Raw genomic sequence first — 15104 nt, 5'->3', positions numbered from 1 at the left:
CCTTGCGCAGTGCGCCCTACAGCGCTCCCCAGTCCAGCGTCGTCCGCGCCAGCCCCGCCACCTCCGTCAGGAGCGCCAGTCGCGCCGCCCGCAGAGCCGGGTCGGGATCCATCACCAGCACCTCGTCGAAGAACATGCCGATCGCCTCGACGAGTGGGGCGGAGACCTCGATCAGCGCGCCGAGATCGTCCTCCCGGCCCTCCAGGGCCTGACGCACGGTCTGCACGCTCTCGGCCAGGCGCAGCTCGGCGGGCGCGGTCAGCAGGGACGGATCGGCCCCGTCGACGCCGTCCTCGGGGAGGATCCGCACCACCCGCTGGAACGCGGCGGCGAGCGCCTCGAACGCCTCGCTGCCGACATGCCGCTCCAGCGTGGCGAGCGTCCGGTCCCCGTGCGCGGGCCGGTCGGCCCACACCAGCACGGCCTGCACCAGCCGGTGCTCGTGCCCGGCGTCCGTGAGCTGCTGCTCATACCGCCGGGTGATCAGCTCGGCGGCCTCGGCGACCCGGTCGGCGGGCACCGCCACGCCCTGGGCGGCGTACCGCACGGCCGCGGCGCGCAGCCCGTCACCCACCCGGATCCCCGCCACGGCCGGGACACTGCGCAACACGTTGAGCAGCCCGATCGCGGCCCGCCGCACCCCGTACGGGTCCGAACTCCCGGTCGGCGCCGCCCCGATCACGAACATGCCCGTCACCAGGTCGAACCGGTCGGCGAGCGACAGCACGGCACCCGCTTCCCCGGCGGGCAGGGCGCCTCCGGCGGAGCGCGGCAGCTCCATCTCGGCCAGCGCCCGGGCGACCTCGGGGGACTCCCCGGCCCGGCGGGCGTACTCCTCGGCCATCACCCCGGCGAGACCGGAGAACTCGATGACCATCTGGGAGGCCAGGTCGAACTTGGCCAGCGCCCCGGCCCGCCGCACCACCTGCACCGTCTCCTCCGGCAGCCCGGCGCGCCCGGCCAGGTCAAGGGCGAGGGAGCCGAGCCGCCCGGCGCGGTCGGCGACCGTGCCGAGCCGGTCCTCGAAGGTCAGCTTGTCCAGCCGGCGGCGGAACTCCTCCGGCGCCACCTTCAGATCCGCCCGCCAGAAGAACGCGGCGTCCTCGTACCGCGCCCGCAGCACCGCCTCGTTGCCCGCCCGCACCACGTCGTCGTCGCACAGGGCGTTGGCGAAGGTGACGAAGTACGGCATGAGCCGGTCGCCGTCCAGGACGGGCAGATAGCGCTGGTGCTTGCGCATGACGGTGGTCAGAACGCTCGCGGGCAGTTCGAGATAGCGCTCGTCGAACGACCCGCGCACGGCGTACGGGAACTCCAGGATGTCGGTGATCTCGTCGATCAGCCCGGCCTGGTCCTCCACGTCGATCCGTCCGCCCACCTCGGCCGCCGCCTCCAGGGCCCCGCGCACCACCGCCCCGCGGCGGGCCTCCCGGTCGAGCAGGATGCCGTGCATGTGCAGGAAGTGCGGATAGCCCTCGGCGGAGGTCACCCGGACCTCCGGGTAGGGCGCCTGCCGCTGCACCCGCGTGGTGTCGCCCGAGGAGAGCGAGGAGACCACCACGGGCAGCGGAGTACGGCCCAGCAGCGCCAGCAGCCAGCGCACCGGACGCGAGAACGACAGGCCCGGGTCGCTCCACCGCATGTTCCGCCCGGCGCGCAGCCCGGACACCACCTCGGCCAGCAGGTCGCTGAGCACCTCGACGGCCGGCCGCCCCGACTCGTGCCGGGTGAGCGAAACGTACTCGACACCCTTGACCTCGATGATCCGCACGTCGGACGGTTCGGCGCCCTGGCTGCGGGCGAAGCCGAGCAACGCGGGCGTGGGGGCGCCGTCCTTGAAGGCGGCGGCGACCTTGGGGCCGCGCACGGTCCGCACGGTGTCCCGCTCGCGCGGCTGCACGCCGTCGACGGTGATCACGATCCGGCGCGGCGTGGCCATCACCGTGATCGCCCCGTGCCCGAGCCGTGTCTCGGCGAGCTTCGCCGTGACCGACTCGCGCACCGCCTCGGTGGTGGCGACGACGTCGGCGTAGGGCAGCTCCTCCACGCCGATCTCGAACAGCAGCGTCTCGACGCCGGGCACCTTGGGCAGCGGGGCCCGTACGGCCGGGGCGGGCGCGGGCGCGACCCCGAGCGGGTGCTCCAGTGCCGCCCGCCGCCGCTCCCAGAGCTTGGCCGACTCGTGCGTCAGTCCGCGCATCAGCGCGAACGCCTTGGCCCGCTCGGTGGTACTGATCGCGCCGCGCGCGTCGAGCACGTTGAAGGTGTGGCTGCACTTGAGCACGTACGTGTACGCCGGTACCGGCAGCTCCAGGTCGAGCAGCCGCCGGGCCTCGGCCGCGTAGGCGTCGAACAGCCGGTGGTTGGTGCCGAGGTCGGCGTCGTCGAGGTAGTACCGGCTCATCTCGTACTCGTTCTGCCCGAACACCTCGCCGTAGGTGATGCCCGGCGCGTAGGCGATGTCCTTGAAGTGGGACACGCCCTGGAGGTTCATCAGGATGCGTTCGAGGCCGTAGGTGATCTCCACCGACACCGGGTCCAGGGCGACGCCGCCGACCTGCTGGAAGTAGGTGAACTGGGTGATCTCCATGCCGTCCAGCCAGACCTCCCAGCCCAGCCCCCAGGCGCCGAGCGCGGGGGAGGCCCAGTTGTCCTCGACGAACCGCACGTCGTGCGCGTTCAGGTCGACGCCGAGGGCCCGGAGGCTGCCGAGGTACAGCTCCTGGGGGTTGCCCGGGTCGGGCTTGAGGATCACCTGGAACTGGGTGTGGGTCTGCAGCCGGTTGGGGTTCTCGCCGTAGCGCGAGTCGTCCGGCCGCACGCTCGGCTCCACGTAGGCCACGCTCCACGGCTCCGGGCCGAGCACCCGCAGGGCCGTGGCCGGGTTGGCGGTACCGGCTCCGACCTCGGTGTTCAACGGCTGCGTGATCATGCAGCCGTTGTCGCTCCAGTACTTCTGCAGGGTGAGGATGGCGTCCTGCATGGTCAGCGCCGTCTGAACGTTCTTCATGATGATCGCGCCCGTTCCCCGATTCGGCCCGGCAAGGTCGGTCATGATCTCACACGTCAACCGGCGCTGACCTGCGCATTTTTGGTGCCTTCCGGCGGGGTATCAGGCCTTGAGGGCGGCCATCCACGCCTCGACCTCGTCGGAGCGCCGGGGCAGCCCGGCGCTGAGGTTCCGGTTGCCGTCCTCCGTCACGAGGATGTCGTCCTCGATCCGCACCCCGATCCCCCGGTACTCCTCGGGCACCGTCAGGTCGTCGGCCTGGAAGTACAGCCCCGGCTCCACCGTCAGGCACATGCCCGGCTCCAGCACACCGTCCACGTACGTCTCGGTCCGGGCGGCGGCGCAGTCGTGCACGTCCATGCCCAGCATGTGGCCCGTGCCGTGCAGCGTCCACCGCCGCTGCAGCCCGAGCTCCAGCACCCGCTCGACCGGGCCCTGGACGAGCCCCCACTCCACGAGGCGCTCGGCCAGCACCCGCTGGGCCGCGTCGTGGAAGTCCCGGTACTTGGCGCCCGGCTTCACCGCCGCGATCCCGGCCTCCTGGGCGTCGTACACGGCGTCGTAGATCTTGCGCTGGATCTCGTTGAAGCGGCCGCTGATCGGCAGCGTGCGCGTCACGTCGGCCGTGTAGTACGTGTGCGTCTCGACGCCCGCGTCGAGCAGCAGCAGGTCGCCGGAGCGGACGGGGCCGTCGTTGCGCACCCAGTGCAGCGTGCACGCGTGCGGGCCGGCCGCGGCGATCGTGCCGTAGCCGACGTCGTTGCCCTCGACGCGGGCGCGCAGGAAGAACGTGCCCTCGATGTAGCGCTCGGAGGTCGCCTGGGCCTTGTCGAGGACCTTCACGACGTCCTCGAAGCCGCGCACGGTCGAGTCGACCGCCTTCTGCAGCTCGCCGATCTCGAAGGAGTCCTTGACCAGGCGCGCCTCGGACAGGAAGACCCGCAGCTCCTCGTCGCGCTCGGCGGTGACCTTGTCGGTCAGCGCGGCCTCGACGCCGGCGTCGTAACCGCGCACGACGCGCACCGGGCCGGTGGCCTCGCGCAGCTTCCCGGGCAGCTCGCGCACGTCGGAGGCGGGGATGCCGTAGAGCTGCTCGGCCTCGGTGAGGGAGTGGCGGCGGCCGACCCACAGCTCGCCCTGGCCGTCCAGCCAGAACTCGCCGTTCTCGCGGTCGGAGCGCGGCAGGAGGTAGATCGTCGCCTCGTGGCCCTCGCCCTTCGGCTCCAGGACCAGGACGCCGTCCTCGGTCTGGTTGCCGGTGAGGTAGGCGTACTCGACGGAGGCGCGGAAGGCGTACTCGGTGTCGTTCGAGCGGGTCTTGAGGTTGCCCGCGGGGATCACCAGACGCTCGCCCGGGAAGCGCGCGGACAGCGCGGCCCGGCGGGCGGCGGTCTCGGCGGCCTGGGGGACGGGCTCGAGATCGCGCAGCTCGGTGTCGGCCCAGCCGCTCCTCATGTTCTCGGCCAGCTCGTCGGACACGCCGGGGTACAGTCCGTTCTTCCGCTGCTTGATCGGCTCTTCTTCGGCAGTCTCCGGGGTCTCCGCGAGATCCTCCGCCACGGTCATCCTCCTCGATACGGCACTGGACCACCGTCCACTGTACGGCGGCACGGAAGAGGGCCCGGGGCCGGTGACGAGGAGCGTTACTCGAAGCGCGCCGCCAGCAGCACGACGTCCTCCGCCCCCCGCGCCGCGTCCAGCCCGTCCGGCAGCACGCTGCGCAGGACGTGGTCGGCGATCGCGCCCGGGTCGCCCCGCAGCGCCCGGGGCACCCCGGCAGCGGCCGCGTGCAGCCGGGCGAAGGCCCGGTCCGTGGCCTCGCCGGTGCGGTGCAGCAGCCCGTCGGTGTAGAGCAGAACCGTCTCTCCGGGCTCGGCGAGGATCTCCACGCTGGGCGCCTCCCAGCAGGCGAGCATGCCGAGGGGGGCGGAGACGGAGGTCTCCACGAACTCCGTGCGCCGCTGCCCGATCAGCAGCGGCGGGCTGTGGCCGGCACCGGCCAGCGTGATCTTGCGGGCGGCCGGTTCGCAGTAGCCGAACAGGGCGGTCGCCGAGCGGGCGGGCTCGGTCAGCCGCAGCAGCAGCTCCAGGTCGGACAGGACCGCGACCGGGTCCTCGCCCTCCATCACGGCGTAGGCGCGCAGGGAGGCCCGCAGCCGCCCCATCGCGGCGACGGCGCTGGGTCCCGCGCCGGTGACGGAGCCGACCGCGAGACCGAGGGCGGCCTCGGGCAGCGGCAGCGCGTCGTACCAGTCGCCGCCGCCGTGCGGGCCGGTGCGGTGCCGGGCGGCGAGCTGGACACCGGCCACCCGGGGCAGCCGGGAGGGCAGCAGCTCGTCGGACATGGTCGCCATGGACGCGCGTGTGCGCTCCAGTTCCAGGAGCCGGGCGAGGTGCTCGGCGGCGTAGCGGGCGTACAGGCCGGCGAGGTGGCGCTGGCGCTCGCTGGGTTCGGCGGGTTCGTCGTAGAGCCAGACGGCTGCGCCGAGGCGGCCGGCGGCCTCGGGGGTGAGGGGGAGGGCGTAGCTGGCGGCGTAACCGAGGCGTGCCGCGACCTCGCGGTGGCGGGGGTCGAGCTTCTCCTCGGCGAAGAGGTCGGGCTGGGCGATCGCGGCCTCGCCGCCCGGCAGGCCGTCGAGGATCCGGCCGTGGGACAGGGCGCTGCGCGGCACCGTCTCGATGTGGCCCAGGTCGGCGCGGGCCAGGCCCAGGCCGATGGTGGTGTCCGGGCCGAGGCCGTCGCCCGGTTCCAGGACGACGAGGCCGCGCCGGGCGCCGACGAGGGCGGCGCCCGCCCGCAGCGTCTCGTGCAGCGCCTCGTCGAGCGCGGTGGTGCGGGCCAGCCGTTCGGTCAGTTCGTGCAGGGTGGTGAGATCGGACACCCAGCCGGCGAGACGGTCCTGGAGCACCGCGCCGGGTGGGGCGGGTGGGTTTGCCGGGGCCGGGGTGATACCCGTGGCGGGCGCGACAGTGTGTGCGGGGGCCGGAACCGTTGAATCGATTCCAGCCACTTTCGCAGGGTGAGGGGCGTTCATGGCGTCCGGCCTCCCGACCGGCGCGTACTGCTCAAAAGCATCGCAAACCCCCATGTCATTCTGCGCCGCCAGCAGTGGCTCCACATGTACACGCACTCGTGAGGAGATGTCCAGCATTGTCCTGCTGGGATTCCTGGTGTCCGTGAGGTTCGAGAGAACAACTCGCCTTCCTCTTGCGGAAATGCAAATTTGGCTTGAAACTGCCGCAGGGGACGGCTTATTGCGGTCGACTGGGCTTGCTCGACGGAGCGTCACAACGGTCGTGATGGGTACGTACTCGGAGAAGGCCAGGGGTGGTTGGGAACCACCCGGAACCTGGCGACGGAACCGGGCGTCCTATCCACCGACGACCGTGCCCCATCCTCCCGTGGCGGAGGCGGAGAGAAATACGCGCGACGGCAAACGCCATACTTCGCCACCCCTACGCCACGCCCGTGCTCTTGATGGACGCAGTATGGGCGGGACGGCCGCGGAGGCAGCCCTTGCTCGACCCATAGGGGTTCCCCTTGCCTCAGGCAGGGGTGTGATGCGCCAACAGGTACGCACAGTGAAGTGATCGACACATGTTGTGATGGACCACCGTGTTGCCAGGCGTGCAACGGAAAGGACGAGCGCTCATGCGCGAGATCCCCGGAAGGCGACGCAGGCTCCTGTTCCGGCGCAGTGACGGGAGGCCTGAGCCGATCGGCGCGGCCCTGACCTACGCGACGGAATGGCAGTGGCCCGTGCTGCCGGGCGTCGCGGGGGACCCACAGGGGCACTCCCGCTGCAGCTGCCCCGACCCCGACTGCACGGTGCCCGGCGCGCATCCCTTCGACCCCGGCCTGCTCGCGGCCACCACCGACGGACGCATGGTCCGCTGGTGGTGGAGCAACCGGCCGACGGCGCCGATCGTCCTGGCCACCGGCGGCAAGGCCCCCTGCGCGGTCTCCCTGCCGGCCGCCCCGGCCGCCCGCGCCCTGAAGGTCCTCGACCACGCGGGCATGCGGCTCGGCCCGGTCGTCGCCTCGCCGACCCGCTGGGCGATCCTGGTCAAGCCGTACTCCATGGAGCAGCTCGGCGAACTGCTCTACGCCAAGGACTTCGTGCCCGGCTCCCTCCGCTTCCACGGCGAGGGCGGCTACCTGGCCCTGCCGCCCTCCGAGACGGGCCAGGGCGAGATCCGCTGGGAGCGGGCACCGCTGCCCGGCTCGGCCTCCCCGTGGGTGCCCGATGTCGAGGCCGTCGTGGACGCCGTGGTCGAGGCCCTCACTCGTACGGGTGTGAGCGCGCCCGAGTTCTAGGGCCGTCGGGCGCGCCGGGCGCCGCACACGCCCCGGCGCGTTAAGTTCCGGGGCCATGCCGCGTCATTCCCGGGGCCGCCGCCGGGACCCCCGTAAGACCCGACTGCTCGCCCTCGCGGGTGTCGGGGTGGCGTGCGCGGTCGCCCTGCCGCTGGCGGTGGCGGCAGCGGGAGCCGTGCGGTCCGAGCGGACCGCGGGCGGCACGGCCGCCTCCGGCACGGAACACGTAGGGCGGCGTTCCTCCCCGTCCGACGGCAAGGCGCCCGGGGCGTCGTCCGCCGTCCCGCGCCCGCCCACGCTCGGCCATGGCCTGGCGACCGCCGTGCGCTGCGGTCCCGAACTCTCCTCCCCCGACGGCGTCGAGGCGCAGACCTGCGTGATGACGCAGGGCGCGCGGACCTGGGCGCGGACCTACTACCGCAACGCCACCGGTGAGGCGCTCGACGCCGCGCTCACCCTGATGGGGCCGCAGGCCCGGACCGTGCGGATCACCTGTGCGGTGGGCGCCCAGGACGAGCCGGGCACCTGCGAGACGCCCCGGGAGCCCGCACGGGGCGAGCCGGTGGCGTACACGGCGATCGCGGAGTTCGCCCGACGGGCCGGACAGGGGCCGCTGCTGCTGCGGTCCGGGAGCAACTGACCCACACGAACCGGGAGTTGACACGCAACCGCGTTGCGTGAGCGGCCGGGTCCATGAAAAGACCCGGTTGCTGGCGACGGGGGATGCACCAGCAACCGGGCTACAGGAACGGTAACAAGAGATCGGCGGTTCGCAAATTCGATCTCGCCCTTTCCAGTCACCGACTGGCGTGTCACCGACGGGAGTTGTGACCCGACGGGGGCACGGGGGACCGGCCGGGCGGTGTCCCGGCCGGCCTGCCGCGCGCCGGGTCTCAGCTCAGCGTGACCTGCCGGTTGGTCAGCCCGCCCCGCGCCCGGCGCTCGTCCGCCGTCAGCGGCGCGTCCGTGGCCAGGGCCGTCGCGAGGCGCTCGGCGAACTCCGCCGCCGGCTTCTCCACGTCCTCGGCCGAGACGCCGCTCGGCAGGTCCCACACCGGCACCGTGAGCCCGTGAGCGCGGAAGGAGCCGACCAGGCGGGTGCCCTCACCGAGGCTGGAACGGCCCGTGGCGTGCAGCCGCGCGAGAGCGTCCAGAAGCTGCTCCTCGGGGTGCGGCATGACCCACCGCAGGTGGTTCTTCTCCGGCGTCTGGCACCAGTACGCGGCGTCCACGCCCCGGAGCTTGACCGTCGGGATGGCCGCGGCGTTGGCCCGCTCCAGGGAGGCGGCCACCTCCGGCGTGGCGTTCTCCGGGTCCGGGACCCAGAACTCGAAGCCGCTGTGCACTTCTGGCTCGAAGCCGCCCTCCGGGTCGAGCAGGTCCTGCAGGCGCGGACCGTCGGCCGGGGCGCGGCGGCCCTGCACCGGTGTGCCCGGCTCCGCTTCCAGGGCGCGCTGGAGGGTGTCGGCGAGGTCGCGGCTGATGTCGCCCGACGAGGTGTCGTTCTGCAGGCCGAGCAGGACCGAGCCGTCGTCGCGGCGCAGGGCGGGCCAGGCCATCGGCAGGACCGTGGCCAGCGTGACCGCCGGGACGCCCTCGGGCAGACCGTCCTTCAGGGGCAGTGCGACCGTGGCCGCCGGGACCAGCTCGCGCAGGGCGACCCAGTCGCACTCGCCGGGCAGGCCCTCGAAGGGGCGGCGCACCAGTTCGGTCACGGCGTGGGCCGCGGCCCGGCCGTGACAGGCCTTGTAGCGGCGGCCGCTGCCGCAGGGGCAGGGTTCGCGGGCGCCGACGACCGGAACGTCTCCCTCGGTGCCGACGGCGGCGGCCCCGCCCGTGGTCTGCGGGCGCTTGGCCTTCGTCTGGGGTCGCTTCTTGGCCATCGATGGGTCTCCCGGTTACGGCTCGTCTGGTACGGGCGCGAGCCTAGCCGTTCGTGCCCCGGGGGACGGGGTCCTGTGGACGATGCCGGGTCCTGTGGACGCCGGGTCCTGTGGACGGCGCCGGGTCCATGTGGACGGCGCCGGGTGCTGCGCGGCGCTCCCCACAGGCCAGGCGTACCGCGCTCAGTCCAGGTCGTCGAAGGCGTCCGCGAAGTCCAGACCCGGTATCCGGGACACGGCCGGGGCGGTGACACGGGTCGCGAAGTCGTCGCGGCGGTGGCCGGCGTCCGGGTCGTGGACGTCGTGGTGGACGACGACCCAGACCGTGACCTCGCCGCGGACGTCGTCCCGGACACCCCAGTCGTCGGCGAGCGCGGTGATGATGTTCAGCCCGCGGCCGCCGTGGGCGGTGACCGACGGGGTCGCGGGGGCGGGGCGGGTCGGGCCGCCGCCGTCCGTGACCTCGACGATGAGCCGGCCGGACGGGTCCACGCGCCACGCGGCACGGACGTCGCCGTCACCGGAGAGGGCGTCGCCCAGGGGTCTGCCGTGCTTGCACGCGTTGCTGAGCAGTTCGGAGAGGATCAGTACGGCGTCGTCGATGACCGATTCCGCTACACCGCCGCTGCGCAACTGCGCCCGCATGCGGTGTCTCGCCTTCCCCACGCCCGCAGGGCCATGGGGTACGGCCATGCTCGACGACGTGGGCACCTCCTGTGCCACCACCAACGCCACCCCCGAGACCTCCTTCGCCCCACGCCACGGTGTGGATGCCCCATTGGCCTGTACCGGAAACCGGCCAATCCACGTCCGGTGACGCACTCACACGATCGAATACGGATCGAACGCGCCGGAGCACTCCCCGAGATTGCGTGGCTGGAAATCGTCGTTGTGGCCGAGAGGGGAGCATCCCGTCCGTCGGGGGGCGGGGTCAAGGGGTGTGCGTGGGTCTGATGGGACTCGTGGGGCCGTCGACGCCGGCCCGGAACCTCAGCGGCCCAGCTGGTCGAGCACCGCGCGCGGACGGTTGGTGATGATGGCGTCGACGCCCAGGCCGACGCACAGGTCCACGTCCTCGGGCTCGTTGACCGTCCACACGTGCACCTGGTGGCCCGCCCGCTTCAGGCGCTCGATGTGGGCGGGGTGGTTGCGCACGATGCGCACGGAGGGACCCGCGATCCGCACGCCGGGGGGCAGTCGCCCGTCGCGCAGCCGGGGCGTGACGAACTGCGTCAGATGGACCGTCGGCAGGGTCGGCGAGGCGGCACGCACGCGGTGCAGCGAGCGGGCCGAGAAGCTCATGACCCGGACCTGCGACTCCTCCGCGGAGGCCGGGGCGTCGAGGCCGAACCGCTTCAGCAGGACCAGCAGCCGCTCCTCGACCTGACCCGCCCAGCGTGTGGGGTGCTTGGTCTCGACGGCCAGCTCCACCCGGCGCCCGGCGTCGGCGACGAGTTCCAGGAGCCGCTCCAGGGTGAGGACGGAGGTCGCCTCGCGGTCCTCCGGGCGGTGCTCCCAGTCGGGTTCCTCGTCCCGTCCCTTCCAGACGTCGCGCGTCTTCCAGGAGCCGAAGTCCAGGGCGGCGAGGTCGGCCAGCTCCAGGGCGGAGACCGCGCCGCGGCCGTTGGACGTACGGTTGACGCGTCGGTCGTGGACGCACACCAGGTGGCCGTCGGCGGTCAGGCGCACATCGCATTCGAGCGCGTCCGCGCCGTCCTCGATCGCCTTGGTGTAAGCGGCCAGGGTGTGTTCCGGGGCGTCCTCGGAGGCCCCGCGGTGGGCGACGACTTGAATCGGATGCCGGCGAGCGTGGGTCACCGCGTCATGGTGCCACCGCATGCGGGTACGCGTCCGGTCGGACGGACCGGACCGAGAGGCGGATCCGGACGGAAGCACTGGGATTGCACCTCTTTAGTCAGTAATGCCCTATATAAAGAATGGCCCCGGACCCACAGCCACCGCTTATGGTGCTCTGACGGCCTGTGGGAAAAGCTGACGGCATACAAAGGGACAAGCACAGCTGTACCGCGCCGGCCCCGCCGACCGGCGTGGACGAGCGCGACCGAGCGCGACCGAGTGCGACCCAGGACAGACAGCCGTGGATCGAGGAGAGAAGCTGTGAGCACCGAGAACGAGGGCACCGCGGTACCCCCCGCCCCGTCCGCACCCCCCGTGCCGGTGGACGCTCCCGCTGCTCCGGCGCCCCAGGGGCCGTACGGACAGGGCGCCCCCGGCGACGCCGGTCACCCCGGCGTCTCCTCCTCCGCCCCCGACCCCTCCTGGCCCCCGCCCCCGCCGCCGGCCGGTCCGCACGACGGCGGCTCCGGCTCCGGCCCGGGCGGCTGGGGCGCGTCGTACCAGCAGCCGGCGCCGAAGTCCGGCCGCGGACGCGGCGGGCTGGTCGCCGGCATCCTGATCGCCGCGCTGGTCGCGGGCGGTCTGGGCGGCGGCCTCGGTTACACCCTGGCGAAGAACAACGACGACAGCACCGGCTCGACGACGGTCTCCTCCTCCACCAGCGGCGGCGACGTCAAGCGCGACCCGGGCACGGTCGCGGGCGTGGCCGCCAGGGCGCTGCCGAGCACGGTCACGATCGAAGCCGAGAGCACCAGTGGCGAGGGCGGCACGGGCACGGGCTTCGTCTTCGACAAGCAGGGCCACATCGTCACCAACAACCACGTGGTGGCGGACGCGGTGGACGGCGGCAAGGTCACGGCGACGTTCCCGGACGGCAAGAAGTACGACGCCCAGGTGGTCGGCAACGCGCAGGGCTACGACGTGGCGGTCATCAAGCTTAAGGACGCCCCCGGCGACCTCAAGCCGCTCACGCTCGGCGACTCCGACAAGGTCGCAGTCGGCGACGCGACCATCGCGATCGGCGCCCCGTTCGGCCTGTCCGACACGGTGACGACGGGCGTCATCAGCGCCAAGAACCGCCCGGTGGCCTCCAGCGACGGCAGCGGCAGCCAGGCGTCGTACATGAGCGCCCTGCAGACCGACGCGTCGATCAACCCGGGCAACTCCGGCGGGCCGCTGCTGGACGCGCACGGCAACGTCATCGGCATCAACTCCGCGATCCAGTCCACCGGCAACGGCGGCTTCGGCACCGGCCAGTCCGGCTCGATCGGCCTGGGCTTCGCCATCCCGATCAACCAGGCGAAGTACGTCGCCCAGGAGCTGATCCGGACCGGCAAGCCGGTTTACGCGAAGATCGGCGCGTCCGTCTCCCTGGACGACAGCTCCGACGGCGCGCAGATCACCGACCAGGGCGCGGGCGGCTCGGCACCGGTCGAGCCGGGCGGCCCGGCCGCCAAGGCGGGCCTGAAGCCGGGTGACGTCATCACCAAGCTCGACGGCCACGTGATCGACTCCGGCCCGACGCTGATCGGCGAGATCTGGACCCACAAGCCGGGCGACAAGGTCACGATCACCTACGAGCGCGACGGCAAGCAGCACACCACCGAGGTCACCCTGGGCTCCCGCGTCGGCGACAACTGACCCCCACCCGCCCGCACCGACCCGTTACGCTTGTCCCCGCGCCGCCGGTCACGGCAGGTGCGGGGAGGTGTGCCCGAGCGGCCGAAGGGAACGGTCTTGAAAACCGTCGTGGCAGCGATGTCACCGTGGGTTCAAATCCCACCGCCTCCGCTTGCTGAGCAGTGAGCACGGCCCCCGGCCCGGTTCTCCGGTCGGGGGTCGCTTGCATGTCCGGTTCCGGCAGGAGCGTCCCGTACCCGGAAAGGCTGTGAGCCCCTGTGAGTCGGTGCATCGTCGTCGTCACCGCTGTGCACGGACCCCATGCCCGCTTCCTGCCGGAGGCCTACGCGTCGCTGTGCGCGCAGCGGTTGCCCAGGGGGTGGGAGTGGCACTGGGTGATCCAGCAGGACGGCGAGGGCGACGGTGTGCGGCCGTTCGTGCCCGAGGACCGGCGGGTGACGTTCCGGCAGGGGCGGGGTGGCGGGCCCGGGGTGGCGCGGACCATGGCGCTGGCGCACGCCGAGGGTTCCTACGTGAAGGTGCTGGACGCCGACGACCTGCTCGCGCCCGGGGTGCTCGCGCGGGATCTGGCGGTGCTGGAGGGGGACCGCGGCCTGGCCTGGGTGACGTCCCGGGTGCTGGATCTGCTGCCCGACGGGTCGACGGCCGGGTTCCCGGGCGATCCCGCCGAGGGGGTGATCGAGCGCGGGGACGTGCTGGAGTACTGGAAGGCCAACGGGTTCCTCGCCCAGGTCCATCCGGCCTCGCTGTTCGTCCGGCGGGAACTGCTGCTCGCGCTCGGCGGCTGGATGGCGCTGCCCGCCTCGGAGGACACGGGCCTGCTGCTCGCGCTGAACGCCGTGAGCCGGGGATGGTTCTCGCGGGAGGTGGGGCTGCTGTACCGGAAGTGGGAGGGGCAGGTCACCGGCAAGGCCGCGCACATGGAGCGGGGCGAGCGGGAGGCCCGGATGGCCGTGGTGGAGACCCGGGCCCGAGCGCTGTCCCGTCTGCGGTGGAGCTTCGGTGCGGCCTCATGACCACAGCTCCGCGTCCGCGTCCGTGCCGCCCGGGGGCGTGGGGGCGAGGCCGAGGCGGGTGTACCACTCCGTGCCCAGCAGCAGCGCGCGTTCCCGGTCCGGCAGCGCGGCGATCAGGCCCGGGGCGGCGCCCCGTCCGACCTCCGTGCGGTGGGCCAGGATCGCGGCGACCTTCCGGTCCAGCCAGGGGGACACGTCGACCGCGGCGGTGACGTGGTCGTCCGGGACCGTGTACATCCGCTTGCCCGTGGGAGCCAGGAGGCCGGCCCAGGAGCGGACGGCCGAGTGGGGGTGCGTGGCCAGGTACAGCGCGTCCGGCCGCCAGGGGGCGCCGGCGTCCGGGTAGAGGCGTTCGAGGCCGGCGGCCTGGACCGCGAGCAGGGCCACTCGGTGGGTGTGCACATGGTCCTCGTGGCCGGTCAGTCCGCCGTACGCGTCGTGGGTGAGGACGATCCGCGGGCGGAACGCGCGGAGGTGCGCGACCAGTTCGCGCACCGTCTCGTCCAGCGGGGCGTCCAGGAGGCGGGGCCGGTCCGGGGCCGAGGGCGGGAGGCGGGAGTCGGCGTACCCGAGCATCCGGGGCGGGCCGGTGCCGAGGACGCGCAGGGCTTCGGCCAGTTCCGCGGCGCGCGGGGTGTCCGGTGCCCAGGTCGCCGTGACGACCGCCGTGCGCGCGCCCGCCGCGGCGTGCCGCGCGAGGACACCGCCCGCGGCCAGGGACTCGTCGTCGGGGTGGGCGAAGACCGCGAGCAGGTCGGGGAACGGCATGCGTCCGCCCGCGCTCACGGGTGGTCGGGCGCCGGTGCCCTGGTGATGGCGATCGCCTGGCTCGGGCACCGCTCCGCCGCCTCAAGGACGTCCGGATCGCCCTCCGGCGTCCGCTCCCGGCCCGGACGGACGACGCCGTACCCGTCGACGAAGTCGAAGACCGCCGGGGCCCGGTGGGCGCACTCGGCGGATCCGTAGCAGAGATCGCGGTCGACGGAGACCCGCATGACGACCTTCATGACCCTGTGTCCCCCTCCGGACGGCGTCACGGACCGTGGGCATCGGGAAGTGACGGCCCACCGGGAGGTGCCTGCCCAGCGGGCCTGGGGTCGAACCGGCCGGATCCCGCGTACGAACCGGCCGGATGGTGCGTCGGCCGGCCCGGTCGGCGGGGTTGGGGAGCGCGGTCGGCGGGGTTGTAGGGCGCCGGCCGCAGGGAGGATCACCACGTCGTCCGACACCGGTCCCTCCCCTCGTGGGGACCGGTGCCGAACGGTGGAGTCACCGTCGTCCGACTCGGACGGAGGCTGACCGGATGGGTGCGATTGCTGGGTCCGGATCCTGCCATTTCCGGCCATGGACGGGGAGGTTCCGGGGTCAAGCGGAGGGTA

Annotated in this window: 12 protein-coding genes and 1 tRNA gene; 5 read left to right on the top strand and 8 right to left on the bottom strand. The window is 73.0% G+C overall.

The genetic code is table 11. From position 1 onward, the window contains the following. Nucleotides 1–16: 16 nt before the first annotated feature. The 3 genes from ABTZ58_RS03100 to ABTZ58_RS03090 all read right to left on the bottom strand — a co-directional run bounded on the left by ABTZ58_RS03100 (nucleotide 17) and on the right by ABTZ58_RS03090 (nucleotide 6162). Complete coding sequence (locus ABTZ58_RS03100; RefSeq protein ID WP_351349811.1) at nucleotides 17–3010, bottom strand: glycine--tRNA ligase; 2994 nt, start codon at nucleotides 3008–3010, stop codon at nucleotides 17–19. Between the two features lie 102 nt (nucleotides 3011–3112). Then, nucleotides 3113–4576, bottom strand: coding sequence for an aminopeptidase P family protein (locus tag ABTZ58_RS03095; RefSeq protein WP_351349809.1), 1464 nt, complete (start codon nucleotides 4574–4576; stop codon nucleotides 3113–3115). A gap of 77 nt (nucleotides 4577–4653) precedes the next feature. Then, complete coding sequence (locus ABTZ58_RS03090) at nucleotides 4654–6162, bottom strand: PP2C family protein-serine/threonine phosphatase (RefSeq protein WP_351349807.1); 1509 nt, start codon at nucleotides 6160–6162, stop codon at nucleotides 4654–4656. Nucleotides 6163–6662: 500 nt separating this feature from the next. On the opposite strand from ABTZ58_RS03090, the gene ABTZ58_RS03085 reads away from it, so the two are divergent. Both ABTZ58_RS03085 and ABTZ58_RS03080 read left to right on the top strand, forming a co-directional pair. Continuing rightward, a complete protein-coding gene (locus ABTZ58_RS03085) occupies nucleotides 6663–7328 on the top strand; it encodes a bifunctional DNA primase/polymerase (protein ID WP_351349805.1) in 666 nt (221 codons plus the stop codon). A gap of 55 nt (nucleotides 7329–7383) precedes the next feature. After that, a complete protein-coding gene (locus ABTZ58_RS03080; RefSeq protein WP_351349803.1) occupies nucleotides 7384–7968 on the top strand; it encodes a hypothetical protein in 585 nt (194 codons plus the stop codon). A gap of 253 nt (nucleotides 7969–8221) precedes the next feature. Here the strand turns inward: ABTZ58_RS03080 and ABTZ58_RS03075 are convergent, their stop codons facing one another. The 3 genes from ABTZ58_RS03075 to ABTZ58_RS03065 form a co-directional block, all read right to left on the bottom strand. Then, nucleotides 8222–9211: a DUF5926 family protein gene (locus ABTZ58_RS03075; RefSeq protein ID WP_351349801.1), complete on the bottom strand. Its 990-nt coding sequence runs from the start codon at nucleotides 9209–9211 to the stop codon at nucleotides 8222–8224. A gap of 183 nt (nucleotides 9212–9394) precedes the next feature. Then, nucleotides 9395–10033 (bottom strand): ATP-binding protein, encoded by a 639-nt coding sequence (locus ABTZ58_RS03070; RefSeq protein ID WP_351349799.1) that lies wholly within the window; start codon nucleotides 10031–10033, stop codon nucleotides 9395–9397. 168 nt (nucleotides 10034–10201) lie between these two features. Then, on the bottom strand, nucleotides 10202–11029 hold the full coding sequence (locus ABTZ58_RS03065) for a glycerophosphodiester phosphodiesterase (RefSeq protein ID WP_309098016.1): 828 nt from the start codon (nucleotides 11027–11029) through the stop codon (nucleotides 10202–10204). Between the two features lie 300 nt (nucleotides 11030–11329). Here ABTZ58_RS03065 and ABTZ58_RS03060 point away from each other — a divergent pair, with 300 nt between their 5' ends. From ABTZ58_RS03060 to ABTZ58_RS03050, 3 genes are all read left to right on the top strand, one after another. After that, on the top strand, nucleotides 11330–12709 hold the full coding sequence (locus tag ABTZ58_RS03060) for a S1C family serine protease (protein ID WP_351349797.1): 1380 nt from the start codon (nucleotides 11330–11332) through the stop codon (nucleotides 12707–12709). 63 nt (nucleotides 12710–12772) lie between these two features. Continuing rightward, nucleotides 12773–12859, top strand: a tRNA-Ser gene (locus ABTZ58_RS03055). A 107-nt stretch (nucleotides 12860–12966) separates the two neighbouring features. Then, on the top strand, nucleotides 12967–13725 hold the full coding sequence (locus ABTZ58_RS03050; protein ID WP_351349795.1) for a glycosyltransferase family 2 protein: 759 nt from the start codon (nucleotides 12967–12969) through the stop codon (nucleotides 13723–13725). Here ABTZ58_RS03050 and ABTZ58_RS03045 read toward each other — a convergent pair. Continuing rightward, nucleotides 13720–14493 (bottom strand): PIG-L deacetylase family protein, encoded by a 774-nt coding sequence (locus tag ABTZ58_RS03045; RefSeq protein WP_351349793.1) that lies wholly within the window; start codon nucleotides 14491–14493, stop codon nucleotides 13720–13722. The two genes, ABTZ58_RS03050 and ABTZ58_RS03045, sit on opposite strands and share 6 nt — an antisense overlap. Nucleotides 14494–14507: 14 nt before the next feature. Further along, entirely contained in the window at nucleotides 14508–14732 is a 225-nt protein-coding gene (locus ABTZ58_RS03040; protein ID WP_502995999.1) for a ferredoxin, read from the bottom strand. Nucleotides 14733–15104 lie beyond the last annotated feature (372 nt).

Source organism: Streptomyces sp. NPDC094143, assembly GCF_040303825.1.
GTDB lineage: Bacteria > Actinomycetota > Actinomycetes > Streptomycetales > Streptomycetaceae > Streptomyces.
Note: the sequence above shows the minus strand (reverse complement) of the source record. Positions and strands in the feature narration are given on the sequence as shown.

Bases quoted from the DNA above. Each gene is read 5' to 3' on its own strand.
- ABTZ58_RS03085 (WP_351349805.1), top strand. From the start codon at position 6,663: ATGCGCGAGATCCCCGGAAGGCGACGCAGGCTCCTGTTCCGGCGCAGT.
- ABTZ58_RS03075 (WP_351349801.1), bottom strand. From the start codon at position 9,211: ATGGCCAAGAAGCGACCCCAGACGAAGGCCAAGCGCCCGCAGACCACG.
- ABTZ58_RS03045 (WP_351349793.1), bottom strand. From the start codon at position 14,493: ATGCCGTTCCCCGACCTGCTCGCGGTCTTCGCCCACCCCGACGACGAG.
- ABTZ58_RS03095 (WP_351349809.1), bottom strand. From the start codon at position 4,576: ATGACCGTGGCGGAGGATCTCGCGGAGACCCCGGAGACTGCCGAAGAA.
- ABTZ58_RS03080 (WP_351349803.1), top strand. From the start codon at position 7,384: ATGCCGCGTCATTCCCGGGGCCGCCGCCGGGACCCCCGTAAGACCCGA.
- ABTZ58_RS03040 (WP_502995999.1), bottom strand. From the start codon at position 14,732: ATGAAGGTCGTCATGCGGGTCTCCGTCGACCGCGATCTCTGCTACGGA.
- ABTZ58_RS03090 (WP_351349807.1), bottom strand. From the start codon at position 6,162: ATGCTGGACATCTCCTCACGAGTGCGTGTACATGTGGAGCCACTGCTG.
- ABTZ58_RS03100 (WP_351349811.1), bottom strand. From the start codon at position 3,010: ATGAAGAACGTTCAGACGGCGCTGACCATGCAGGACGCCATCCTCACC.